Origin of the sequence: Prevotella sp. P3-92, from assembly GCF_002251205.1 — a bacterium.
In the GTDB taxonomy this organism is placed as follows: domain Bacteria; phylum Bacteroidota; class Bacteroidia; order Bacteroidales; family Bacteroidaceae; genus Prevotella.
On the sequence record NZ_NPJE01000063.1, the window covers coordinates 1 to 25,850 of the forward strand.

Below are 25,850 nucleotides of genomic sequence, written 5' to 3' on the forward strand. Positions count from 1 at the left end.
ACGCTATGTAAAGCGTTTTAGTAACACTTTTCCTGCATTGTAAAGTGATTCAGTAAAGGAATAAAATGAGAGTGAAGTAATTTAGTAAAATAACAAGAAAAGTGTAAAGTAGAATCAGTTAAAGTCAAAAGAATACCCATAAGCGAGGAAATTCAATGAGTTTGCTCAGCAAATTCATTGAAATTGCCCGGTAAATTCATTGAATTTGGTCAGTAAATTCATTGAATTTGCTAAGAAAAGCAACGTCTGAACATAGACTGTTGATATGCAAGTAGCTGAATAACAGACGTTCAAGGCATATCAACAAGACATTGGCAACAGAACACAGAAACACCATCGGCACAACGCTGAGGTATAGATAGCCGACGTTGAAGACAAGCAGACACCAACCAACTATCATGCGGCGAATAGTTAAGAAAACAAAAAAACACCTATATATATAAGGTGTAACCAAAACTTTTACCTACTTTTGCAGCCCGAACAATATTATTATCAAAGGTATGCAAAAGAATTTAGTCATTGTGGAGTCGCCTGCCAAGGCCAAAACAATAGAAAAGTTTTTGGGGAAAGACTATAAGGTCATGTCAAGTTACGGACACATCCGTGACCTCAAGAAGCACGACATGAGCATCAATACCAGCACACTCGAACCCGAATATGAAATACCAGAAGAGAAAGAGAAACTGGTAAAGGAACTCCAGACAACTGCCAAGAAAGCTGAAAAGATATGGCTCGCATCCGATGAGGACCGCGAAGGAGAAGCCATCTCATGGCACCTTTGCGAAGTACTCGGACTCGATGAAGAGAAAACAAGCCGTATCGTGTTCCACGAAATCACAGAGCCTGCAATTCTCAAGGCCATCGAAACACCACGTCACCTCGATATGAATCTGGTCAATGCACAACAGGCCAGACGTGTACTCGACAGACTCGTGGGATTCAAACTGTCACCCGTGCTCTGGAGAAAAGTAAAGCCATCACTCTCTGCCGGACGTGTGCAGAGTGTGGCACTAAGACTTATTGTGGATCGCGAACGCGAGATACAAAACTTCAAGAGCGTACCCTTCTATAGCGTAAGCGGCGTGTTTGGAGTGGTCAATGCAGACGGTTCACAGACCGAAGTAAAGGCTCAACTCAACAAACGCTTCAAGACACACGATGAAGTACTGGCATTCCTCGAGAAGTGTAAAGACGCATCATTCATAGTAGAAGAGGTGACCAAGAAACCTACCAAACGCACACCAGCTCCCCCATTCACTACTTCTACGCTCCAACAGGAAGCTGCACGCAAACTCGGACTCACCGTGAGTCAGACCATGATGGTGGCACAACACCTCTACGAAAACGGACTTATCACCTATATGCGTACCGACTCGGTCAACCTGTCGGCACTATGCACCGAAGCAAGCCAACAGATTGTCACCTCACTCTATGGCGACAATTACAGCCGACCAAGACAGTATCACACCAGTTCGAAAGGCGCACAAGAGGCACACGAGGCCATCAGACCAACCTATATGGACCGTACAGAGATTACGGGAACACCACAGGAGAAACGCCTCTATGAACTGATTTGGAAGCGTACTGCTGCCAGCCAGATGGCAGACGCAGAACTCGAAAAGACTACCATCAGTATTGCCATGAGTGGAACATCAGAACTCTTCGTGGCACAAGGCGAAGTGATTACCTTCGACGGATTCATCAAAGTATATCGTGAATCATTTGACGACGATGACAACCAAGACGAGGAAATGGCAAAACTGTTGCCTCCTTTGAAACAAGGCGAAGAACTGCAACGCCGCGAAATACAGGCTGTAGAGCGATTCAGCCAAGGACCTTCACGATACAACGAAGCTTCATTTATCAAAAAAATGGAGGAACTCGGCATCGGACGACCTTCTACCTATGCACCAACCATCTCTACTATCCAACAGCGCAAATATGTGCACAAAGGTGACCGAACTGGAACTGAACGCAACTACACTATCGACACGCTGAAAGGACTCCAGATCAAAACCACAGAACGCACAGAGGTGACTGGGTCTGACAAGGGAAAACTGCTGCCTACAGATATCGGTATCGTGGTCAACGACTTCCTCATGGAACACTTCAAGGAGATCATGGACTACAATTTCACCGCTAAAGTGGAACTCGACTTCGATAAGATTGCAAGTGGAGAAGAGCAGTGGAAAGACATGGTAAAACAATTCTACGACGGATTCGAACCTATCGTAGAGAAGACCATCAATGCACGCGACGAGCACAAAGCCGGCGAACGGCAGTTGGGAACAGACCCCAAAAGCGGACGACCCGTATTCGTTAAGATCGGACGATTCGGTCCTGTCGTACAGATAGGATCTGCAGACGATGCAGAAAAGCCACTCTTCGCACAGATTCCAAGCGACAAGAGCATCGAAACCATTACATTGGAAGAAACACTCGAACTCTTCAAACTGCCACGCACCGTAGGAGAATTTGAAGGATCGCCAGTAGTGATTGGCAACGGACGCTTCGGACCTTACATCCTCCACGACAAGAAATACACCTCACTGCCTAAGGATACAGACCCCATGGCGATTACACTCGACGAGTCGATAGCACTCATACGCGAAAAGCGCGAACAGGACCAGAAGCGCCACCTCAAGGTGTTTACCGAAGATCTCGACCTCGAAGTCATCAACGGACGATATGGCCCATACATCGCCTACAAGGGTAAAAACTACCGACTGCCCAAAGCACTCCATCAGAAAGCAGCAGAACTGACATACCAAGAGTGCATGGATATTGTCAACACATCCATTCCCACAAAGAAAAAATGAGACGCATCATACTGATAGGCTATATGGGTTCGGGGAAAACCACAGTAGGCAAAGCCCTCTCCAAAGAGACGGGCATGATGTTCTACGACCTCGACTGGTATATAGAAAGCCGCATGAGAAAAACTGTGGCACAAATCTTTGCGGAAAAAGGCGAAGAGGGGTTCAGAAAAATAGAACACAACATGCTCCACGAAGTGGCGGAATTTGAAAACGTCATCATCAGCTGCGGCGGTGGAACACCATGCTTCTTCGACAACATAGACTATATCAACCAACAGGGAGAGGTGGTCTATCTCAAAGCTACACCCGAAGTGCTCTATCGACATCTGCTGATGGGAAAGGTCGAAAGACCACTCATCAAAAACAAGACACCAGAAGAACTCATTGCCTATATCACCGAACAAGTCGCCAAACGCGAGGAATTCTACAACAAAGCAAGATACACACTCGACGTCAGTCTCATGGACAACTACGAGAAAATACAACTCAGCGTAGATCAACTGCGCCAACTGCTCAACATCTGAAATCTATTCTCATCCACAACAAATCCCACTCTGTCAAGACATGAAGAAATGGACTATTGAAGATTCTAAGGAACTCTACAACATCAACGGCTGGGGCACCAGCTATTTCGGCATCAACGAACAAGGTAACGTCTATGTCACTCCGTTTAAAGACGGAACACAGATTGACCTGCACGAAGTGATGAACGAACTCGCTCTGCGCGATGTGGAATCACCCGTGCTACTGCGTTTCCCTGACATTCTCGACAACCGTATCGAGAAAACATGGAGTTGCTTTAAGAAAGCAGCAAAGGAGTATGACTACAAAGGTGAGAACTATGTGGTCTATCCCATTAAGGTCAATCAGATGCAACCCGTAGTAGAAGAAATCATATCTCACGGACGCAAATTCAATCTCGGACTTGAAGCGGGATCAAAACCAGAATTGCACGCGGTCATTGCCATGCAGTGTCAGAGCGACAGCATCATCATCTGCAATGGATACAAGGATGAAAACTACATCGAACTGGCTTTGCTGGCACAGAAAATGGGCAAGCAGATATTCATTGTGGTGGAGAAAATGAACGAGTTGGAAATCATTGCCAACAAAGCAAAGAAGATGGGTATCAGGCCTAACATCGGCATACGCATCAAACTCGCATCATCCGGAAGCGGTAAATGGGAGGAAAGTGGAGGCGATGCCAGCAAGTTCGGACTCACCAGCGCAGAACTGCTGGAAGCTCTCGACATACTCAACAAGAAGGGCATGCGCGACTGTTTGAGACTCATCCACTTCCATATCGGAAGCCAAATCACCAAAATCAGACGCATACAGACTGCACTCAGAGAGGCTTCACAATTCTACATACAGCTCCACAAAATGGGCTACAACGTAGATTTCGTAGATTGTGGAGGCGGACTCGGAGTGGATTACGACGGCACAAGGTCACCATCCAGCGAGAGTTCAGTCAACTATTCTATACAGGAATACGTAAACGACTGTATCTACACCTTCGTTGATGCGGCCAATAAAAACAATCTGCCCCACCCCAATCTGATAACAGAAAGCGGGCGATCGCTGGCTGCACACCACTCGGTATTGGTTATCGACGTGCTCGAAACAGCATCGCTGCCCGAAATGCCGGAGGAGTTTGAACCCGATGAGAATAGCCACCAACTGGTGAAAGACCTATACGAAATATGGGACAACCTATCACCAAGAAACGTATTGGAAGACTGGCACGATGCAGAACAAATCAGAGAAGAGGTGCTCGATCTCTTTGCACACGGCATCGTTGACCTCAAGACAAGAGCGGAAATTGAGGCGATGTACTGGAGTGTGTGCCATGAAATCAATGCATTGGCAAAGAATCTGAAACACATACCGGAGGAGCTGATGAACATCGACAAACTGCTTGCCGACAAATATTTCTGCAACTTCTCACTCTTCCAGAGCCTCAGCGACTCATGGGCCATCGACCAGATGTTCCCTATCATGCCTATTCAGCGACTCACCGAACGGCCCACACGAAACGCAACACTACAGGATATCACCTGCGACTCCGACGGAAAGATTGCCAACTTCGTAACCAATCGCCACAACTCCCACTCGCTGCCAGTGCATCCGCTACGTCGCAACGAACCCTACTACTTAGGAGTTTTCCTCGTAGGAGCCTATCAGGAAATTCTCGGTGACATGCACAACCTCTTCGGCGATACTACCGCAGTACACATTTCCGTTAAGGACGGACAGTATCACATCGACCAGGTGATCGACGGAGAAACCGTTGCTGAAGTGCTCGAATATGTGCAGTATGAACCCAAGAAACTGGTAAGACAACTGGAAATATGGGTTACCAAGAGCGTCAAGCAAGGTAAGATCACACTCGAAGAGGGTAAGGAATTCCTTTCTACCTACCGCAGCGGACTCTACGGTTACACCTATTTAGAATAATAACTGCCGGTTGTCAACAACCGCAGAAACATCACACACCGACGGTACAGACCGTCAACAACTGTTGGCTCTGACCAATCCGGTCAGGGCCAACAATAGTTAAAGAACAAAAAGAAACAAGTGAAACACTGCATATTACGCAAATTTATTACTAATTTTGTATGTGCAACATCACAACAATAAAAATGTTATGGAAAAAATAACCATCGTAAAAGTAGGCGGTGCGGTCGTTGAAGACGAAGCACAACTGACACAGTTACTCAAAGACTTTGCTGCCATCGAAGGGAAAAAAGTACTTGTACATGGCGGAGGACGACGAGCCACAAAGGTGGCTGCAGCACTCGGCATTGAGAGCAAGATGGTCAACGGAAGACGTATCACCGATGCCGACATGCTCGAAGTGGTAACCATGGTCTATGGCGGACTGGTCAACAAAAACCTCGTGGCACGACTGCAAGCTGCGGGAGTGAACGCACTCGGACTGACTGGCGCCGACATCGACGTCATCCGCAGCCATAAGCGCCCCATCAAAGACGGTATCGACTTCGGTTTTGTGGGCGATGTGGAAAAAGCCAACGGACAAATGCTCCACACCCTCATCAACGCAGGAATCACTCCCGTCATGGCGCCGCTGACACACGACGGACAGGGACATATACTCAATACCAACGCCGACACCATTGCCGGAGAAACCGCTAAAGCACTTGCACCCTACTACGATGTTACACTCATCTATAGTTTCGAGAAGAAAGGCGTGCTAAGCAATCCCGACGATGACAACAGCGTCATCAGCGAAATCACACGAGAAGACTTTGAGAGATACAAGGCTGACGGAACCGTAGCAGGGGGCATGATACCCAAACTCGACAATGCTTTCGACGCCATCGACGCCGGAGTAAAACGCGTGATCATCACCCTTGCAACAGCCATCGACGGACAACACGGCACCGTCATCCGATAATTTAGAGAAAAAAATATCCATCATTCTGTAACTTTCACTTTCCACAATCGTCGTATATATAGAGAGGATGAAAAAAATCAGTTTTCGAAATGACATCCTGCCACTGAAGAATCTACTCTACAGGCTGGCGCTCCGCATCACTCTCGATCCTGCGGAAGCAGAAGATGTCGTACAGGAAACCATGATAAAGGTATGGAACCGGCGAGACAGCTGGGACACGATAGACAATATCGAAGCCTTCTGCACCACCACATGCCGCAACCTCTCGCTCGACAAGACACGGCGCATGGGACGACAGGAAGCATCGCTCGACAGCGTAGCAACAGACCCTGAAGACCACAGCAGCGCGTCAAACCCCGAAGAGCAGGCAATGCAACGAGACCGGGTGGCACTCATCCGACAACTCATAGACAGACTGCCAGAGAAGCAAAGATGCGTCATGCAACTGCGGGATATCGAGGGGAAGAGCTACAAAGACATTGCCACCTTGCTCGACATCAGCGAGGAACAAGTGAAGGTCAATATCTTCAGGGCACGTCAGGCTATCAAACAACAATTTAAGAAAACAGAGAATTATGGACTATAAGTACATCGAACAACTTTTGGAACGTTACTGGAAAGCGGAAACCTCTATCGAAGAAGAGGACATCCTCCGTGCGTTCTTCAGCCAACAGGACATTCCTGCGGCACTGAAGCAATACCAGCCGCTATTCACCTGCCAGCAGGAAGATGCCGACATCAAGTTGGGCGATGACTTCGATGAACGCATCTTGGCACTCACAGAAGATACCGAAGTGAAGCCCGTCAAGGCTCGCACCATCTCTCTGCAACAGCAGTTGAGACCGCTCTTCAAGGCCGCAGCAGTCATTGCCATCATCTTCTCTGTAGGTGGAGCCCTTCAGCATCCATGGGATGCCAGTTGGAACGACCCACGAATCGACTATGCCAACTCCTATATCCAGCAGATTGACACAGCCGACACCATAGTGCCCATGCAGGCGGAAAACATCACCGATGCCCCTGCCGACAGCAGCAAAGCTGTCAACGAGACACTACACAAAGAATGATACATTTCTATGCTTTCTCTATATTTAAATCATTTCAACATTAAAACAACAACGAAACTGTGAAGTTTCACTTCTCTCAAATTTTTCATAACATACTAACGAAGCGGGCCACCCATCAATAATGATAGGTGGCCCGTCGTACTTTTTGTCGCTAAAGTCCTGAAACTGTTTATGGCTTAGATGATAAACCGAAATGCCGCAACCGTCATACGGTCGTTCTAACGGCCTGTCGGCGATGTTGACCAACCGGACGACATCAGTTCTGACTGTCTGCACGCTTCATCTGCAGATACAGCTGCCACAAGGCTGGAATAACTATCATCAACGAGAATCCTGCTGCCATCAGCGCATGTTGCTCACTTCCGAAGATATCTACCAGCTTCACATCAGCCTGTTGATACATATTGGAAACGATATACGCAGCACTGTTGTTCACCCAGTGATACACCATTCCGGGAATGATTGAACCCGTGCGCCAATACATCCATCCCAACAGCAAACCGCCAATAAAGGCATAGGGCATTTGGGCAGGATTGCCATGCACCAGACTGAAAAGCAAAGCAGATACGGCTATTGCCTTCCATGGTGTCAGCTTCTCAAGCAGTACGCGAAGCACTGCACCACGGAACACGACTTCCTCTACCAAAGGGGCCAACAGCCCGACAACCACATATCCCCAGTAGTTGGCCATCAAATTGCCCATCTCCATTTCTATCAGGTTAGGCAACTCAGGAAGATGCTCCTGCAACCAAGTAAAGGGAATTGCCATGCCTATTGATGCCAGTGCAGTCCAAAGCAGAACGCTCCAAGGACGTGTCAGCAACCAACTGGGCGATAAGGGTGTCATCCGTTTCCACAAGAAAACAACAAGGGCAAGGACATTGGCAGCCGACAAACCGATAATCATCTGTGTTGTTTTGTCAACCACCACCGCTGTGCTTCCTATCAATAGGCATACGCCTTCTACCACACTCATGACCACCACCTGGATGGCCACAAACAGCAAAACATATAATATTGCCTTTTTCATCTATTTCATCTATTTAATTGGTTTATCTTATTTCTACAGCTGTCAACTACTTGCCGCATACTGTTTCCTGCGCCTCTGCATCGGCACGGAGCACCTGCAAGGCGTCGCTCTGATCCTTTGCCAACTGCGCTTTCAGGGCTGAGGCATCGGCAAAACGCTGTTCGTCGCGCAACCTACCGACAAAGCGCACACGCACAGTCTGTCCATAGAGATTGCCGTTATAGTCGAAAAGATGCACTTCGAGCGTTGTAGGCCGACCGCCAAACGTTGGACAATGCCCGATATTCATCATGGCAGGCAGTGTAGGTCCATCCACACCGATTGTTGCCCATACGGCATAAACCCCAGCCTTAGGCAGCAGTTTATGGGTATCGGGCGAGAGATTGGCAGTGGGATAGCCAATCTTCATACCGATCTGTTCGCCGCTGACCACTTGACCTTCGAGACTATAGTCGCGTCCAAGACAGTGGTGCACCTTGTCGAGCGCACCGTCAGCCAACAGTCGTCTGACCATCGACGAACTCACGGGGCAGTCTTCTTCTGTGATGTTGCACGGCTCAAGCGCCTCAACATCCATATCCATCTCCTGCCCATAGCGCACATAGTCGCTAAAGCCAGCAGATCGGTCGTGGCCGAAACGGTTGTCGTAACCCGTCAGCAGAAGCTTCACACCAAGTTGTTGGCGCATCAGCAACATAAAGTCGCAGGCAGCCAAGCCAGCCATCTCTTCAGTAAACGGCAGTACCACGCAACGCTGCACACCGGTGGCGCACAGCAATTGCAACCGCTCATCGAGTGTTGTCAGCAGCGGAGGGCACTTGTCAGGACATACCACACTGAGTGGATGGCGGTCGAACGTGATGACCGTAGATATCAGTTTTCGCTCGCGTGCCTTATCTGCCAGTTGTTCGAAAACAAAGCGATGTCCACGATGCACACCGTCAAAAACTCCGATGGTTGCCACCGCCAATCCTTCGAGTTGCATCGCCTTATCGTATATTAATATTTCCATTTCGGGTACAAAATTACAAAATTTCATGCAATTAGTTGCGTATTTGCAAAAAAAGCAGTACCTTTGCACCGCAAAAATTTGCGGACTTGTAGCTCAGTTGGTTAGAGCAACAGACTCATAATCTGGAGGTCCCAGGTTCAAGCCCTGGCTGGTCCACACTTCTATTACAGCGACTTACGAGCATTCGTAGGTCGCTGTTTTTCGTTTCTGCGTAAACCATGTAGAAACAAACGGTTTGAATCGGAAGCGCTGTTGCGTTTCTGCAGCGATGAATTGGCGAGTAAGGTGTAATGATTCAGAGGGGAACGGTAGAAAAAACGAGGAGACATCAAGGCTTTTTTAATTTTTTTCTTTACCTTTGCAATCAGAAATAATAAGGTAAAGAGAAAAGCAATACCGAAGGATTGAAAACTAAAGACAAAACACAAAGCATGAAAAAAAATATCTTGATTACCCTCTGCCTGCTCATACTGTCAGCCACCATAACGTGGGCACAGGATGCCAACTTTTCTGAGATTCATTCAAACACCAGCCAACAGTCGCGCACACCTGAGGGTGACCGCCACCACTATGGACTATGGGCAAAAGACAAACTGATGTCGCCACCTCAGTTTAAGTCGCACTGGAAGTCAGCAGCAGACTCTATCCAGAAGCGTCGCGAGTTTGTCAATCTCTGTGGCAAGGCGTTTGGCTATTACGACGAGAAAGATGCGCTAAACACGGTTATCTATGGCGACAGCGCCCTGCGCACAGGTTTTGATAATGACCAGATATACTTCTATGTGGCACTCTCCTACGAGCAATTGGGCGACTACAAACAGGCTGAGCGCACCTTTAAGCAGGCTCGCTCGCGTGGCATTCCCAATGCCGGCAGAGCGCTGAAGGCTTTCCGCAAGCGCATGAAGGAAATGAAGGAAGCCACCAAGAAGTAACCTACCCTTGCAGGCAGGAAGATTGAGGCAACCTACTTGTATTATATAGTAGGTACGCATGCGCACACGCGTATTTGCAAAATTTCGACCACACGACCACCACAACCGCATAACGCGCTATGTATATGCAGCTTACATGTGTGGTCGATTACGTTGGCTCGGCAGTTTCCGACCACCCTTCGACCACCAGCCATCTGCTGTTACCATCACAGAAACAGCTTGACCAAAATAGTCACCAATACACGATTTTGCATGTTCTGACGACCGGCAACACCCTTGTCAAACGTTGGACAAGACTATTGCATAATATTTGACACCACTATTTTCCGATATTTGAAACAATTTGTTTCCAACGTTGAAAAGACCCTTGTCTAACGTTGGACAACACTCTTATCTAACATTGTATAACACCTTTATCCAACGTTGGATAACACTCTTACCTAACGTTGGATAACACTCTTATCTAACATTGGATAACACTCTTATCTAACGTTTGACAATAACTTTGTCAGCCGTTTGAAAATGCCTGAAAATAATTTTTGTTTACTTCGCGTGAATATCCGCCATGATTATCGGGAAAAGAATGCGTGGTCGAAGTGTGGTCGAAAGCACGGGTTTGGAACAATCGACCACAGCCTGAAGATGCTGTCTCATAGCCGATTACACCACATCTGTGGTCGTGTGGTCGAAATTTTTAGAAAATAAAATTTTAAGGATTCCAAGTGGCAGCACCCTGCCGCCCATCCGAGATGATTGCTGTCTCAATACCGACCTCCCGTCAGAAGGGTCGCCACTTGGAGGACTGGCAGATTCTGAGCCATGTGCCCATGGGGCAGACGAAGCGACAATACGGACGAACAACCACGAAAGACAATAGCACAAAGGCGATGGCGATGGCGATGACCACCCACGATGCCGACTGGAAGATGAATGCGGCAAACGGTTCATAGTCGGTCCAATCTGCCCACACCCCTGTCCAGATGAGGATCATCAGCACGCACCATAGCAGTTTTCGGAAAATGTCCAATCCCCGCACGAGGCGGGCACCCATCTTCACCTTATAGCTGACACACCGACTTGCCATATACTGCAGCGATCCGAATGGGCACAGGTGGGTGCAATAGTATGACTTATGGCCTATCAACGGATAGACCAAAGCGACCAAAAGCATGAGACAAGGCACCGCTACCGCCAGCGGATTCATGCCGTGTGCCATATATCCCATGAGCGAGGTGTAGGACAGGAAGGATCCACACCATAAGCCGAGCACCACTACATTGAGCGTGGATTGGCAGAAGCGGTAGGTTTTGTTTTTCACAAACAACGGCAGGATGGCAGCCATCAGCACCACCAAGATGCCGGCTATGTTTTTTACCGACCAGTCGAAAGACGGTTGCGCAACCGCAGCCTGTGCGCGACGGGCATACGCCAATCCGCGCTGCACGTTGCCGATAATGGCTTTCGAAGAAAAGGTAGCACCCGACACCGCATCCACCTGCAGAGCCTCAGCCTCTTCCGTGGTTTTGCCGTTCCACCGGGAAAGCAGCACCGCTGCCGTTTCAAAGAAATCTTCCGTCTCCTGATTGGGCAACGCCTTGATATGCTCCACCCTGTTGTCTTTGATGGTAATCAGGAGTGGAACCGTTCCGGCATAGCCGATAATATCTGATGCGATCGACGTGGTATTCACCACCATAGATCCATCGTCGAGCACCTGCAAGGTGTCGTTGTCGGCTTGGTGGGCTGTGGCTGTTGTCGCCTGGAAGTCGTGGCCGGGCAACGAACCATGTTTCGCCAGGGCAATCGAAGCGAGAATCAGCAATCCCGCCAACAGGCTGCCCATTTGTCGCATAGCATCTTTCTTCTTCATCATCAATACTTGTCGTTGTGATAGATCATCGTGTTTTCGTGCACAAAGATACGGCGATTATTTCTAATCTCCAATTTTTCCAACACAAAATAAAGGATTTCTCCACCCCACTTGTTCGTTTGTCTGTTGCCCCACACAGCAATTCCACAAGGTGAAAAACGCATATAAATAGGTGGAAATCATAAAATTATTGGGATTTACGCTTGTCATTTTCACAAATATTCGTATCTTTGCATCCAGAGAATCACTATACTTATCGTTTCCGAAATAACGAACAAACAAAAAATATAATTATAGATCTATGAGAAAACTATTATTGTTATGTGCCTTGATCACAGCATCGGGTACATTCTTTTTGAGCTCCTGCTCTAAAGACTCAAACCTCTACGATCCCAATCAGAAGGTCAATGAGTACAACAACAGTTGGAACCAGCAGTTTGGAGCCATCGACCCCACACAAAACTGGAATGTAGCAACCACCGTTAGCGCAACAGCCGCTTGCCCCACCATTGCCGGTGAGAGCGAGATGCGCATCTATTCTGATGCTCCGCTGGAAGACGAAAGCAACCTGATGGCAGTTACCAAACTGACCAATGGCGCAGGCAGCATCTCGTTTGATGCCAAGAAGGCTGCCAACCACGTATTCGTTTCTATCAAAAACAGCGAAGGCCTCTTCAAAATCTACAACTACTATGCTATCGTAAACGGCACAGTAAACATCACCCCGTCAGACTATATCACACCAACTCGCAGCGGATTTACACGTGCTGCCAATAATTGTCCGGTGAAAATAGGTGAGAAGAAGACGATAAATTTGCAATATAAAACATTAGCCAAAGATGCAATTTTTTGGAACGGAAATACAAAAACCTTTGATGAATGGAAAAAAGTTTACCAAGGTCAAAGTATTCAGTATTACAACCCTGGTCCTTTCACCGATGAATCTATCGTAACCAAAAACGCAGACGGTTCTATCAACTATACAGTATTTGACTTCTCTCATGTCGAGCTTAAGCCTGATGCACAATGGGTTGGATCTACCAAGAACATTGAACTCACCCTGCTCAAAGGTGTAGCTCAAGAAGAAGCTGTTCCCTGCTGGACATTGGGTCAAGGCTACAAGCTCTTCGGTCCTGGTTCATTCTTTATGGAGAGTCAGAAGTACTACTGTAGCGAAAAAATGAAACTCTACAATGGTATTGAAGGCTTGAAGAAAGTGGAGAAGGGATTCTCTATCGTTACCGAAGGTGGAGAAATCAAAATGCCTGTAATATTTGGTGCAACACAGAATTACAACCGCCTCGGCTACATTTACTACAAAGACGGACAAGACCCATTGGCTCAGCCCCACTACATCTTGATGAACGACGCATCTCCTCAGGGCAACATCTATTTCTACAGCTGGAAAGGAAAAGGACAAGCCGTTGGTGGCATGGAGTTGTCTCACTGGAACTCAACAACAGAGTCAATCGGCAGCTACGCTAAAGACACCAAGATGTATGGCACTTCATACAAATTGGCTTTCTTCGGCGAGAACCACGACCAAGAAGAAGCAACCTACAATTTCCCAGCTGGCTACCACATCGTGTTCTTCATCGCACCATTGTATAGCCAATATGGCGACTATAACCCTGGCACCTACAATTACTCGCTGCCCGAACTGAACAAGCGCATCGGTCATCTTGATTATAATACAAATTGTCCTACATACATATCAGAACCGAACCAACCATGGATACCTGCCCGTGGCGCTATCAAGGCTACCGCTTGGACTTTCAACGGACAGACATTCCTTGGATTTGAAGATGGTGGCGACGATGACCTCAACGACATCGTATTCTGGGTACAAGGACAATACAAGACTCCAGAACCTCCAATCACCGTGCCCGACCCGGATCCACTGCCCGAACCACAGTCAGAATCATGGATTATCGCATGCGAAGACTTGGGTAATACCGACGATATCGACTTCAACGACGTAGTGTTCAGCGTAAGCCATACCGCTGGCGAAACCACAGCGAAAGTCACTCCGCTGGCTGCAGGTGGTGTGCTGCCTTCAAACATCTACCACGGTGGCAACAACCTCGGCGAAATCCACAACCTCATCAATGGTGCACAGCCCAATGCCAACGGACAGTATTCTATGCTCAACACCGGCAGCAAGGGCACTCCCGGTAGCGCAATCACCATCAACGTGCCTGCCGACTACTCTGTAACCAACCATGGTTTCACAGTAAAGGTGAAAGACCAGAACGAGTCTATCGTGCTTGAGTCAGCAGAGATTGGCACAGCTCCCCAGATGCTTGTATTGCCAGGCGAATGGGCATGGCCTACCGAGCGTACTTCTATTGGTACCGCCTTCCCCATGTTTGTAGAATGGAGCAAGGCTGCCAATACCGCAATCGACTGGTATAAGAGTCCCGTAGAAGGTAAGGTGGTGAAGTAATTCACTACTCCCTATACAATCCCCCAATCACCCTAAGCAACTCCCACCCTCCATGGGTAGAGTTTCTTAGGGTGATTTGTTTGTTTCATCCCCTTGCAGGAAGACCATACCCTGCATCGCATTCCCCATTCCCTTCGGGATGCGTTCGGGATGCGTTCGGGATGAATATGATATGGATATAGTATGGGTTTAGTATGGATTCGGGAAAATAAAACTGAGCCCACTTGCAAAGGAGGGCTCAGTTGGTAATATAGCAGATGGTCGTTGCTATTATCTATAGGTATTGGTATTATCGGGATAGAGATACCAGTCGCGTGCATTATAGCGGTCGCGTCCCCAGTCGAAGAAAGAATGGCTGGGCGTGCAGTAAGCACCATCATAACCGTTAGCTCCGAGCGTTCCTATCACTTTTCCTTCGCGGGCATAACGGAAATCCGTAGCCACGAGCAAAGCCCAAATATAGTTTTTAGAATAAACCTCCTGGTTGGCACCATTTATATATTGGTGGATTACTTCGTCGGCTTTATACGTCATGGTGTGGGTTTCAAAATATCCGCCATTATAGGAAGTGACTGCAAAGAGGTCAAGATCCATCATGTTGAAATCGTTGAAGGAGGCACGGCTCGACTGATGAAACAACACACGAAACTCACGCTTCACCGTTCCCACCTTCATTCCCAACTTGCCGGTAGTAGCCACCTCAGCCATATCTTCGTCGGTCATGGTGTTGTAATAACAGCGCACCACCTGCTGCGCATTGTCCATAGACCCTTTGCTGATGGCATAGTGGGCATCGCAGAATAGCGGAATACACACGTCGCGGTTGGCAGGATTCACCTCGCTCGTCTTCTCTATAAACTTGCGGTCCTCGGTTGTCGGCACAAAACTGCTGCCGTATTTATAATAAGGATAGGTGTCTTCTGCCTCGTAGGTAGTACCCACCACGGCGGTATTCACCCCTTTCAGGCGCATGGCAGCACCTATGGGGTTGACCGTTCCCACCGCTTTGAGATTGGTGGAAATAATCAGCGTATCGGGATCGGTGGTGTTGGCAGCATAGCGCTTGTTGAGCTGAACGCCCATCACCAAGTCGTTGAAATCGTAGTCGCCAGGCTGTGGAAACGCATCTTCAAAACAGAATGTATAGGGTTGCGGACTTACTCCAGCCAGCATGGCAGGCGTAGAACCACGCAAATAGGCATTGCTGAGGTCGGCTGTGATGTTGACCTCATTGGTTCCAACGGCAATACGAGCCTCTTTCACTTCGCCCGCTGCATCGACAATAGCTATCCATAGCTCCGAAAGAAACGTCGGACACGACACGTTGACCGACTGCCGGTTGGCTCCATTGAGTTTCACATGTTGCAACAGTCGGGTTGTTGAAACGGCAGGAATGCCCGTAAACATATAAACCTCATAGCTGTCGGCAGAAGGCAGTATGACCGACATGGTGAGTTCTCGTGCCGTAGCCCAAGTATGTCCTGCATCAAAGTCCTTAACAGGAAATTCCTCTGCCACCAGATCAACATATCTTTGTTTTTGGAAAAACTCATGTTGACAAGCAGTCAGCACGAGCGTTGCCATTGTTGCGGCAATCAATAGTTTCGGTTTATTCATATTTGTGCGTAATAAAAACAGGATACAAAGTTAAGTAAAATAATGTATATCAGCACTATTCTCGATGGAATTATGATTTTTTAACATACTGTTAACTATACAAAAACGAAAAAGTTTTTATCTTTGCACCCACAATGGAAAGACTCTATATATAACGAAAATGAGCCAACCGTTTAATCTCATAGAATTATCAACAACAGTAAAATTAAAAATCGAGAAAATGAAAAAGATTCTTTTTGTAGGAATTACAGCCTTAGCCATGGCTAGTTGTACGCACGATGACTATGCCCCTGTTAGTAAGCAAGAGCAATATCAAGCTGTCTTCGAAAAGGAGTTTGGTGCAGTCAATCCTAATGTTAACTGGGGATTCACTCCTCAGCAAGTATTCACATTCGACAAGGAAGGCAAGCTCATAGGTACTCGTGGTTCAGACCCCAATGCCAACGACTGGTATAAATATCTGACCGTACCCGCCCCACTGACCGACGCTCAGAAAGAAGTGGTACGCAAATGGTTCCAGAATAACCCAAACCCTAAAGGCCTCGAAGTCAACTGGAGCGACTTCTTTGTACAGCAAGTGTATCAAGGTGGTACTAATCCTGGTTCAAATTCGCCCGAAATTTACACTATCAAAAAACCTGCTGGCGGAACTGAACAGATTACTGGTTCCGAAAAGATGAACTGGCTGCATTGTGGTAACAACTCACAAGTCGGAGACCACATCTACAACTTCAACGGTGGTAATGCAAGCGAGACGAATGTTGGAGAGGGCAACAACAAGTTCCATAAGGACAGAATCATGTATATGAAGGACTACAACACCACTTGCTTTGGTTTCCACGATTCTTATGGAGATAAATACTACGACAAATCATACGTGCTGATCTCTGGTGACCAAATCGACCCTAGCGTGGCAGGCATGTATTTTGTAGGTTTCGACTATCAGATGCAAAAATACGACAACGGAAACATAGAAGTCAGACCCGACGGATACTATAGCGACTGGATTGTCAGAATAGCTCCAGGCCTCAACGCTCCTGGTACAGCTGCTATGCGCGTCATGGTAGAGGATATCATCGATAGCAATCTGACTTCTGTGACGAGCAGCGACTGGGACTTCAACGATGCTGTATTCGATGTAAAATTCGAGGACGTTACTATTCCCGGAACACAAGAAACCAATTGGCAAAGTCACAATCAAAGACAAGCTGTCATCACATTGCACGCAGCTGGTGGTACGAAGTATCTCACCATCGGTGGACAGGGTGCCAACGGTGTAGAGGTGCACGAAGCTCTCTGTGTAGATCAAAGCACTATGGTCAATACTGTCAAAGATCAGGGAATCACTCGTCCAGTAGCTATCTTCCGCATCCCCGTGGGAGCCAATGTGAACGATGCCAACGATATTCCCGTTTATGTAGGTGATCAAGTACTGGAGGCTAAGCAGGGCAAGGCTACCCAAAAGTTCTGCGTACCAACAGACGTAAGATGGATGCAGGAGCGCAAACAAGTCAGAAAAACCTATAATGAGTTCAAAGACTATGTTAGAGATGACGCCCCTAAAGATTGGTACAAGACAGTCAAGGATAAGCAAAATGATTTCAGATACTAATTCTTTATAATCATATAGACACAGGAGGAAGCGTGTCGGCGTATTGCTGACACGCTTTTTCTATGAAAAGACCAGCATATATTTGGCGTTGTGACAGAAAAAGTGTAATTTTGTTGGCTGTATGGTTTTAAATTATATTTGGGTAGCATTCTTCATCATCGCCTTTGTGATAGCGATGGTGAAATTGGTATTCTTTGGCGACTATAGTGTGTTTCCTGCCATGATGGATTCCACATTCAGTTCGTCGAAGACAGCCTTTGAGATTTCATTGGGATTGACGGGTGTATTATCGCTATGGCTCGGTGTGATGAAGGTTGGCGAACGCGGTGGCGTGGTCGATGTATTGGCACGAATCCTATCGCCGGTATTCAGCAAACTCTTTCCCGATATTCCCAAAGGGCATCCCGTCACAGGCAGCATCTTCATGAATATTGCAGCCAATATGTTAGGACTCGACAATGCTGCCACACCATTGGGATTGAAAGCCATGGAACAGATGCAAGCCTTGAATCCAAAGAAAGACACAGCATCCAATCCGATGATCATGTTTCTCGTGCTCAACACCAGCGGATTGACCCTGATACCAGTCAGCATCATGGTTTATCGTGCTCAGTTGGGTGCTGCCCAACCCACCGATATCTTCATCCCCATCCTTTTGGCTACATTCTTCTCGACGTTGGCAGGAGTGGTAGTCACCTCACTATTCCAGCGCATCAATCTACTGAACCGCATCATGCTGCTCACACTTGGTGGTGCTTGTCTGGTGGTGTCAGCCATTATTTGGGCATTCAGCCAGATGGATGGTGAGACGATGAACCGCGTCAGCACGACAGTAGCCAACATCCTGCTGATGTCTATCATCATAGGATTCATCCTTGCCGGAGTGCGCAAGAAGGTAAACGTCTATGATGCTTTTGTAGAAGGAGCCAAAGACGGATTCCAAACTGCCGTGCGCATCATCCCCTATCTGGTGGCTATTCTGGTGGGCATCGGTGTGTTTCGCGCATCGGGAGCCATGGACATGCTGATAGACGGTATGCGCTGGACGGTAGAACAAACTGGCGTTAATGCACAATGGGTGGATGCGCTACCCACAGCACTCATGAAACCGCTATCGGGAAGTGGGGCACGCGGCATGATGGTCGATGCAATGACCACCTATGGCGCCGACTCCTTTGTAGGACGCCTGTCGTGCATCTTCCAAGGATCTACCGATACCACATTCTATATCCTTGCCGTATATTTCGGTAGTGTGGGTATTGCCAAAACCCGACATGCCGTAGCCTGCGGCTTGCTGGCAGACTTTGCAGGCATCGTTGCCGCCATCTGCATCAGCTATCTCTTCTTCTATTAAGAAATAAAGAAACTGAACTATCGCATGTGGGGAAGTTAAGGGAAGTTAGAGAGAAGTTAAGGGAAGTTAGAGGGAAGTTAAGGGAAGTTAGGGAAGTTAGGGAAGTTAGAGGGAAGTTAAGGGACAAATGTCCTACGTCTTACGGCAAAAGGCTATTGTCTCTTAACTTCCCGAACGACCGTAGGAAGTGATAACTTCCATTTTATGGCACCTTTTCTCGCCATGACAGAATTAAAGCGAGCTTTATTCTGCTCATTTGGCTTAACGAAAACGTTCTTTTACTTCAATCAATTCCCTCAGTTGCGAAACTTGAATAAAAAAAAAATAGAAATATGCCAAATCTGAAATCATTAGCAAAAGACACAGCCATCTATGGATTGAGCAGCATCGTAGGACGCTTCCTCAACTATCTGCTTGTGCCGATCTACACCGCATCCATGCCGGCATCGGGCGGTGGTTATGGTGTCATCACCAACATGTATGCCCTGACAGCATTAATTCTTGTATTGCTGACCTTCGGCATGGAGACCACTTTCTTCCGTTTTGCCAATAAGGAAGGGGAGCATGCAGAACGGGTATTCTCTACTGCTCTGATAGGAGTGGCATCAGCATCAACATTGTTTTTCATAGCCATTCTGCTACTCATCACTCCCGTCAGCACCTTCCTTGGCTATGCCGACCATCCGCAATATGTGTGGGTCATGGCGCTTACCGTTGCTATCGATGCCGTGCGTGCCATCCCCTTTGCCTATCTCCGACTACAGAAGAAAGCGTTGAAATTTGCAGCCCTGCAGATGCTGAACATCGCCATCAATATTGCACTCAACATCATCTATTATATCGGTATGGACGGTCATGATCCCGGTTATGCCTTCTATATCAACCTCGCCACATCAGCAATCGTCACACTCTGTCTCTTCAAAGAACTGTGGGGCATACGTTACGGCTTCGATTCACAACTGATGAAGCGCATGCTGAACTACAGCTGGCCTATCGTCATCCTGGGTGTGGCAGGCATCCTCAACCAAGTGGCAGACAAGATTCTCTTTCCTTTTATCTATCCCGGAAAAGATATGCACACCCAACTTGCCATCTATGGCGCTACGGTGAAGATTGCCATGATTATGGCTATGATCACACAGGCCTTCCGCTATGCTTATGAACCATTCGTGTTCGGCAAGTCGAAAGATAAAGACAACGATCAGATGCAGGCTTCTGCCATGAAATACTTCATCATCTTCACCCTACTGGCGTTCCTTTGCGTGATAGGTTGGATGGATGTGCTCAAGCGCATCATCGCACCCGACTACTGGGAAGGACTGCGCGTAGTGCCTATCGTCATGGCTGCCGAAATCATGATGGGCATCTATTTCAACCTGTCGTTCTGGTACAAACTGGAAGATAAAACCTATTGGGGAGCAATCTTCTCCGGTGTGGGCTGTGCCGTTCTCATCAGTATCAACGTCATCTTCGTACCGCGCTATGGGTATATAGCCTGTGCATGGGCAGGGTTTGCCGGCTATCTGACAGCGATGGCCCTCTCCTACCTTGTAGGACGAAAATACCACCCGATAGCCTATCCGATGCGCGATATTGCCCTCTATGTGGTATTGGCAGCGGCTGTATTCTTCGTGATGCAAGCCACCAACCACCTCTCTACCGCTGTTGCCATGGGAGTCAACACCATCTTCATCCTACTCTATACCGCCCTTGTGGTGAAGAAAGATTTCCCATTGGGCAGTCTGCCCGTTATCGGTAAATACGTCCGGAAACATCAAAACAAATAATTATAACACTATGAAAAGAAAAGCAATGTTACTTTTCGGCGCTTTGATGGCCCTGTCTGTCAACAACGCCAAGGCCGACGAAGGCATGTGGACACTCTACAACCTGCCGCCAGCCATCTATGAACAGATGAAACAGGAGGGATTCCAACTCCCTATGGAACAACTCTATCAGAGCAGCAATGCCGTGAAAAATGCCGTTATCAACTTTGGAGGCTATTGCTCAGGCGTTGTGGTATCTCCCGATGGACTCGTATTCACCAACCACCATTGCGGTTTTGAATCTATCCGTAGCCACTCTACCGTAGAGCACGACTATATGCTCAACGGATTTGTTGCCAACTCGTATGAAGAGGAATTGCCCAACAAAGATCTCTTCGTAAGCTTCATGGTGGAACAAAAAGACGTGACCGACGAATTGCGCAAACTGGGCATGAGCAGCCTCGCTATCGGCAAAGTGGGCGAATGGGTGGATTCTGTAGAGAATGCCTGGCAGAAAGACATCCGCCAGAAAGACTCTACGTTGCGTGTAGAAATCAAGCCTTTCTACGAGGGCAACAAATACTATATGACAACCTATCGCGACTTTACCGACGTGCGTCTGGTATTCTCTGTGCCCAAATCGATGGGTAAGTTTGGTGGAGAAACCGACAACTGGATGTGGCCCCGTCAGACTTGCGACTACTCTGTATTCCGCATCTATGCCGACCCAAAGACCAATGGTCCTGCCGCTTACTCCAAAGACAACGTGCCCTATCATCCTGCATCATGGGCACCAGTATCAATGGATGGCTATAAACCGGGCGATTTTGCCATGATTATGGGATATCCCGGCAGCACCAGCCGCTACCTGAGCAGCTATGGTATCAAGGAACGCCGCGATGCTATGAATGCTGTTATGGCTCAGGCTCGTGCCGTAAAACAGGAAATCATGCTCCGCCACATGCGTGCCGACGAAGCTGTGCGCATCAAGTACGACTCGAAATATGCCCACAGCTCCAACTACTGGAAGAACTCCATCGGTATGAACAAATGTATCGATTCCATCGGACTCATCAGACAGAAACAGGAGTTTGAAGCCAAATTGCAGCAATGGCAACAGGAGTCTGGCTATCTGAAAGGATTGCTCGACTTTGCAAAACTGGAAAAACTCTACGCTAATCGATTCTCTGCCCTGCGTGCCCTCTACTATTGGAACGAGACTTGGGGTCGTGAACCAGACCAAATGAGCCTTCGTGCTAAGCGCATCCACAACGGCATGGAGGTGAAAGGTCCGGAAAACAAGAAGCAGAAACAATATGTGGAGTTTAAAGACAATCGCAACGAGTGGGATGAAGCAACAGACCGCGAACTGCTTGCCGCTATGATGAAAAACTATAGCGAGCATGTGGAAAAGCAATATCACCCTGCATTCTTCACCACCATCGAAGAGAAATACAAGGGCGATTTCACCGCCTATGTCAACGATCTCTACGACAAATCGCTGCTGATGAAGGACAATACTCCTATTTATATTAATAAGAAGAGCTATGCCAAAGACCTCGGTGTGCTGTTCGGTCAGGACCTTATCGAGACCATGGGTGCCATCCGTGCCGATCTTTCTGGTAGTGCCGACCAGATTGAGGAACAGGAGAAATGGCTCTGTGCTGCCAAACTGCGCATGGAACAGGATCTTCCTAACTATTCGGATGCCAACTTCACACTCCGCATGACCTATGGTCAAGTGGGCGAATACACCCTTGGCGGCAAACCTTCTGGCTACTATACCGATGCTCGCAGCCTCTGGGAGAAGATGCAACGCGCCAACGACAACTTCGAATACTTTGCCGAACCCGTCATGCACGAACTGCTCTCGGCAAAAGATTTCGGTGCTTATGCCGACAAAGAGACAGGTACGCTGCAACTCTGTTTCCTCTCTAACAACGACATTACCGGCGGTAACTCTGGTTCTCCTATCTTCAACGGTAAGGGCGAACTGTTGGGCCTTGCCTTTGATGGCAACTGGGACAGCCTGTCGAGCGATATCTTCTTCGACAAGCAGTTGGCACGTACCATCAACGTGGATGTGCGCTATATGCTCTACATGATGGATCGTTGGGGCCATGCCGACCGTCTGCTGAAGGAAATCGGCATCAAGAAATAAGATGAATGATAACCCATAGCAAAGGGAGCAGCACCGTAGTGTTGCTCCCTTTCTTTTATTAGAATCGTTGCCCATACCCCGATATGGTATGCTCAACGACTATCGTCCCATTTGGTCGTTAGGTTTTATCACAAACCAGATGTTAGGGTTTATCCCCTATCGGTCGTTAGTTTATTTCTTCTTCGGACGACGACGTGCCCAGCCTTCCTCGCTGAAGTCGGGCTCTTCACCACGCAAGCGCATAGAGTCTGGATTCATCAGCGATCGCCAATCGTTCATATCTTCATGATTCTGATGGCGTGCAGCTCCCCTTGAACCACGTTGCTGACGACCGTCGTTTCTGTCGGCACGACCATAACCTTTAGCGCCACGGCCTTCGCCACGTCCACTACGACCCTCGCTACGCTGATTGCGTGGAGCAGACTCGGAGGAACGTCTGCCGTTTCCGTGTCCAGCCTCATCAGCATCGTTGCAGCGCACTTCACGGCGCTTATAGTGCTGTCCGTTGAGGTTCTGCATCACGCGGTCAGCATCTTCCTCAGGAACTTCTATATAAGAGAACTTGCCCAAAAGGTCGATATGTCCCACCTGTACACGTCCTGGCACACACTTATTGAGGAACTGCATCACTTCGCCAGGATAGAAACCATCGTCCTTGCCTAAATTGACAAACAAGCGGCGGTATCCGGCTTCAGCCTTACGCGGTCCGTTCTGACGAGTACGACGGTTGCCGTCTGCTTTACCTTCGCCCCTTGCAGCCTTGGCACTACGGCTATCGGGCTTGATGATTTCGGGTGCATTCTTATAATAGTCGAGAAATTTACCGAAGGTGATTGTCACCATCTTCTTGATAATATCCTCTTTGTCGATATATTCAAACTGACGGTTGATTTCTTCCATATAGGGAGCAATCTGCTCATCATCAACATCAGTCTTCATAATATCGTCCATGGTCTTGAAAAGCTGTTTCTTGCAAATCTCCTCAGGAGCAGGCAACGTACCATCCACAAAGTCCTTACCAATCTGTTTCTCTATCTGTCTCACCTTGAATTTCTCTTTGGTATGGATGATAGAGATAGACGTTCCCTTCTTGCCTGCACGTCCGGTACGACCGCTACGATGGGTGTAGCTCTCAATATCGTCGGGCAATCCGTAGTTGATAACATGGGTAAGATCATCCACATCAAGGCCTCGTGCTGCAACATCGGTAGCCACAAGGAACTGTACGGTGTGCTGGCGGAACTTCTGCATGGTCAGGTCGCGTTGTTGCTGACTGAGGTCTCCGTGGAGTGCCTCGGCATTATATCCATCCTTGATAAGTTTGTCGGCAATCTCTTGTGTTTCTATCTTAGTGCGACAGAAGATGATGGCAAAGATACGAGGATAGAAATCTACCACTCGTTTCAATGCGAGATATTTATCACGTGCATTGACCAGATAATAGATGTGGTTCACATGTTCAGCACCTTCGTTTCGTGATCCCACCACAATTTCCTTATGGTCGTGCAGATAGTTGAGTGCTATTTTCTCAATGTCTTTACTCATAGTAGCCGAGAAGAGCAATGTGTTTCTATCGGCAGGCACACACTCGAAAATAGCATTGATACTGTCAGAGAATCCCATGTTGAGCATCTCGTCTGCCTCGTCGAGCACTACATTATTCACCTGATCGAGTTTAGCAACTCCACGGTTGATGAGGTCGATGAGACGTCCTGGTGTGGCAACGATAATCTGCACACCATGTTTTAGTGTACGTATCTGCGAACCGATATCCGTTCCACCATATACAGCGGCAATATGCATACCGTCGATATATTTTCCAAAACTGTTGAGATCGTCAGCAATTTGCAGACAGAGTTCACGTGTAGGACTAAGGATGATGGCTTGTGTTTCTTTTCGCGATGCATCTGTTTTCTGCAACAACGGCAGTCCATAGGCAGCAGTTTTACCTGTTCCTGTCTGTGCCAATGCAATGACATCGTTTTTGTTACCCAACAAATAAGGGATTACTTCTTCCTGTACTGGCATTGGATGTTCGAATCCAAGCTCGTCAATAGCGCGGCGAATCTCTTCGCTGACGCCCAATTCTTCAAATGTTTTCAATGTTTTTTACCTTGATAATATTGCTAATAAAGAAGGCTGAATTCACCCTCCCAGCCATTATCCCACACAAACGATATGGGATCATCAGGGTGCAAAAACCTTCCAAAAATCCTGCGGACCATCATACACATGGTCTAAATTCGTTTGCAAAGGTAGTGCAAACCGAGCGAAATACAAAGAAAATCAGAAATTTTCTTTTATTTCCGAGGTGCAGCCTACCTAAGAGACAAAGTCTCAAAGGTACGAATAAGTGAGTGAAATACAAAAGAAAACTGTTTTTTCTTTTGTATTTTCGAACGTAAGTACCTTCGACGCATCGCGTCAAAGGTAGTGCAAACCGAGCGAAATACAAAGAAAATCAGCATTTTTCTTTGATTTCCGAACACTTGCAAAGTTGACGCAAAAATATTTTTGTCCTCTTATCAACCAATTTCTTCCTCTTATCTGCACTTATTACCTGTCATCGTATATGAGCATTTTGGCGACTTGTAGAATCTAAAAAAACACAGTAAATTTGCAAGTAGGAAATGATTAAAAAATAACTAAAAACTATACCCATTATGAGAGACTGGACGATACGGTTGCTCCTCCTATTATTGGTTGCTATGCCAATCACAATGGAGGCTAAAGAAAAAGACAAACC

Annotated in this window: 17 protein-coding genes and 1 tRNA gene; 13 read left to right on the plus strand and 5 right to left on the minus strand. The window is 47.5% G+C overall.

Annotated elements, in window-relative coordinates:
* Positions 1–500: 500 nt before the first annotated feature.
* The 6 genes from topA to CIK93_RS11135 all read left to right on the plus strand — a co-directional run bounded on the left by topA (position 501) and on the right by CIK93_RS11135 (position 7,304).
* Positions 501–2,819, plus strand: a complete 2,319-nt coding sequence (gene topA / locus CIK93_RS11110; protein ID WP_094391510.1) for a type I DNA topoisomerase — start codon at positions 501–503, stop codon at positions 2,817–2,819.
* The gene (locus CIK93_RS11115; RefSeq protein ID WP_094391511.1) at positions 2,816–3,343 is read left to right on the plus strand and encodes a shikimate kinase; all 528 of its coding nucleotides are present in this window, start codon (positions 2,816–2,818) and stop codon (positions 3,341–3,343) included. Before topA ends, CIK93_RS11115 begins: the two co-directional genes overlap by 4 nt.
* Positions 3,344–3,383: 40 nt before the next feature.
* Positions 3,384–5,276, plus strand: coding sequence for a biosynthetic arginine decarboxylase (speA, locus tag CIK93_RS11120; RefSeq protein WP_094439928.1), 1,893 nt, complete (start codon positions 3,384–3,386; stop codon positions 5,274–5,276).
* Positions 5,277–5,466: 190 nt separating this feature from the next.
* Positions 5,467–6,237, plus strand: a complete 771-nt coding sequence (argB, locus tag CIK93_RS11125; RefSeq protein WP_094391513.1) for an acetylglutamate kinase — start codon at positions 5,467–5,469, stop codon at positions 6,235–6,237.
* A gap of 67 nt (positions 6,238–6,304) precedes the next feature.
* Complete coding sequence (locus CIK93_RS11130; protein WP_094391514.1) at positions 6,305–6,823, plus strand: RNA polymerase sigma factor; 519 nt, start codon at positions 6,305–6,307, stop codon at positions 6,821–6,823.
* Positions 6,813–7,304, plus strand: a complete 492-nt coding sequence (locus tag CIK93_RS11135; protein ID WP_094391515.1) for a hypothetical protein — start codon at positions 6,813–6,815, stop codon at positions 7,302–7,304. Before CIK93_RS11130 ends, CIK93_RS11135 begins: the two co-directional genes overlap by 11 nt.
* Before the next feature lie 256 nt (positions 7,305–7,560).
* On the opposite strand, the gene CIK93_RS11140 is transcribed toward CIK93_RS11135, so the two are convergent.
* Positions 7,561–8,334 (minus strand): CPBP family intramembrane glutamic endopeptidase, encoded by a 774-nt coding sequence (locus CIK93_RS11140; RefSeq protein ID WP_094447406.1) that lies wholly within the window; start codon positions 8,332–8,334, stop codon positions 7,561–7,563.
* 46 nt (positions 8,335–8,380) lie between these two features.
* Positions 8,381–9,346, minus strand: a complete 966-nt coding sequence (locus CIK93_RS11145) for a bifunctional riboflavin kinase/FAD synthetase (protein ID WP_158214638.1) — start codon at positions 9,344–9,346, stop codon at positions 8,381–8,383.
* Between the two features lie 82 nt (positions 9,347–9,428).
* On the opposite strand from CIK93_RS11145, the gene CIK93_RS11150 reads away from it, so the two are divergent.
* A tRNA-Ile gene (locus tag CIK93_RS11150) sits at positions 9,429–9,502 on the plus strand.
* Between the two features lie 275 nt (positions 9,503–9,777).
* The gene (locus CIK93_RS11155; RefSeq protein WP_094434794.1) at positions 9,778–10,278 is read left to right on the plus strand and encodes a tetratricopeptide repeat protein; all 501 of its coding nucleotides are present in this window, start codon (positions 9,778–9,780) and stop codon (positions 10,276–10,278) included.
* Positions 10,279–11,056: 778 nt separating this feature from the next.
* Here CIK93_RS11155 and CIK93_RS11160 read toward each other — a convergent pair.
* Positions 11,057–12,151 carry an FMN-binding protein gene (locus CIK93_RS11160; protein ID WP_371327200.1) on the minus strand — a complete coding sequence of 365 codons (1,095 nt, stop codon included), beginning with the start codon at positions 12,149–12,151 and terminating at the stop codon, positions 11,057–11,059.
* A gap of 298 nt (positions 12,152–12,449) precedes the next feature.
* On the opposite strand from CIK93_RS11160, the gene CIK93_RS11165 reads away from it, so the two are divergent.
* Complete coding sequence (locus CIK93_RS11165; RefSeq protein ID WP_094447407.1) at positions 12,450–14,594, plus strand: LruC domain-containing protein; 2,145 nt, start codon at positions 12,450–12,452, stop codon at positions 14,592–14,594.
* A 270-nt stretch (positions 14,595–14,864) separates the two neighbouring features.
* Here the strand turns inward: CIK93_RS11165 and CIK93_RS11170 are convergent, their stop codons facing one another.
* Entirely contained in the window at positions 14,865–16,211 is a 1,347-nt protein-coding gene (locus tag CIK93_RS11170) for an LruC domain-containing protein (RefSeq protein ID WP_094447408.1), read from the minus strand.
* 220 nt (positions 16,212–16,431) lie between these two features.
* Here CIK93_RS11170 and CIK93_RS11175 point away from each other — a divergent pair, with 220 nt between their 5' ends.
* The 4 genes from CIK93_RS11175 (at position 16,432) to CIK93_RS11190 (ending at position 23,104) form a co-directional block, all read left to right on the plus strand.
* Complete coding sequence (locus CIK93_RS11175) at positions 16,432–17,823, plus strand: hypothetical protein (protein WP_144007618.1); 1,392 nt, start codon at positions 16,432–16,434, stop codon at positions 17,821–17,823.
* A gap of 121 nt (positions 17,824–17,944) precedes the next feature.
* Positions 17,945–19,177, plus strand: a complete 1,233-nt coding sequence (locus CIK93_RS11180; protein WP_094391522.1) for a nucleoside recognition domain-containing protein — start codon at positions 17,945–17,947, stop codon at positions 19,175–19,177.
* A 332-nt stretch (positions 19,178–19,509) separates the two neighbouring features.
* Positions 19,510–20,964: a lipopolysaccharide biosynthesis protein gene (locus tag CIK93_RS11185; protein WP_094447410.1), complete on the plus strand. Its 1,455-nt coding sequence runs from the start codon at positions 19,510–19,512 to the stop codon at positions 20,962–20,964.
* A gap of 10 nt (positions 20,965–20,974) precedes the next feature.
* Positions 20,975–23,104, plus strand: coding sequence for a S46 family peptidase (locus tag CIK93_RS11190; RefSeq protein WP_094447411.1), 2,130 nt, complete (start codon positions 20,975–20,977; stop codon positions 23,102–23,104).
* Between the two features lie 171 nt (positions 23,105–23,275).
* On the opposite strand, the gene CIK93_RS11195 is transcribed toward CIK93_RS11190, so the two are convergent.
* A complete protein-coding gene (locus CIK93_RS11195; protein ID WP_094391525.1) occupies positions 23,276–25,207 on the minus strand; it encodes a DEAD/DEAH box helicase in 1,932 nt (643 codons plus the stop codon).
* Positions 25,208–25,850: the final 643 nt, after the last annotated feature.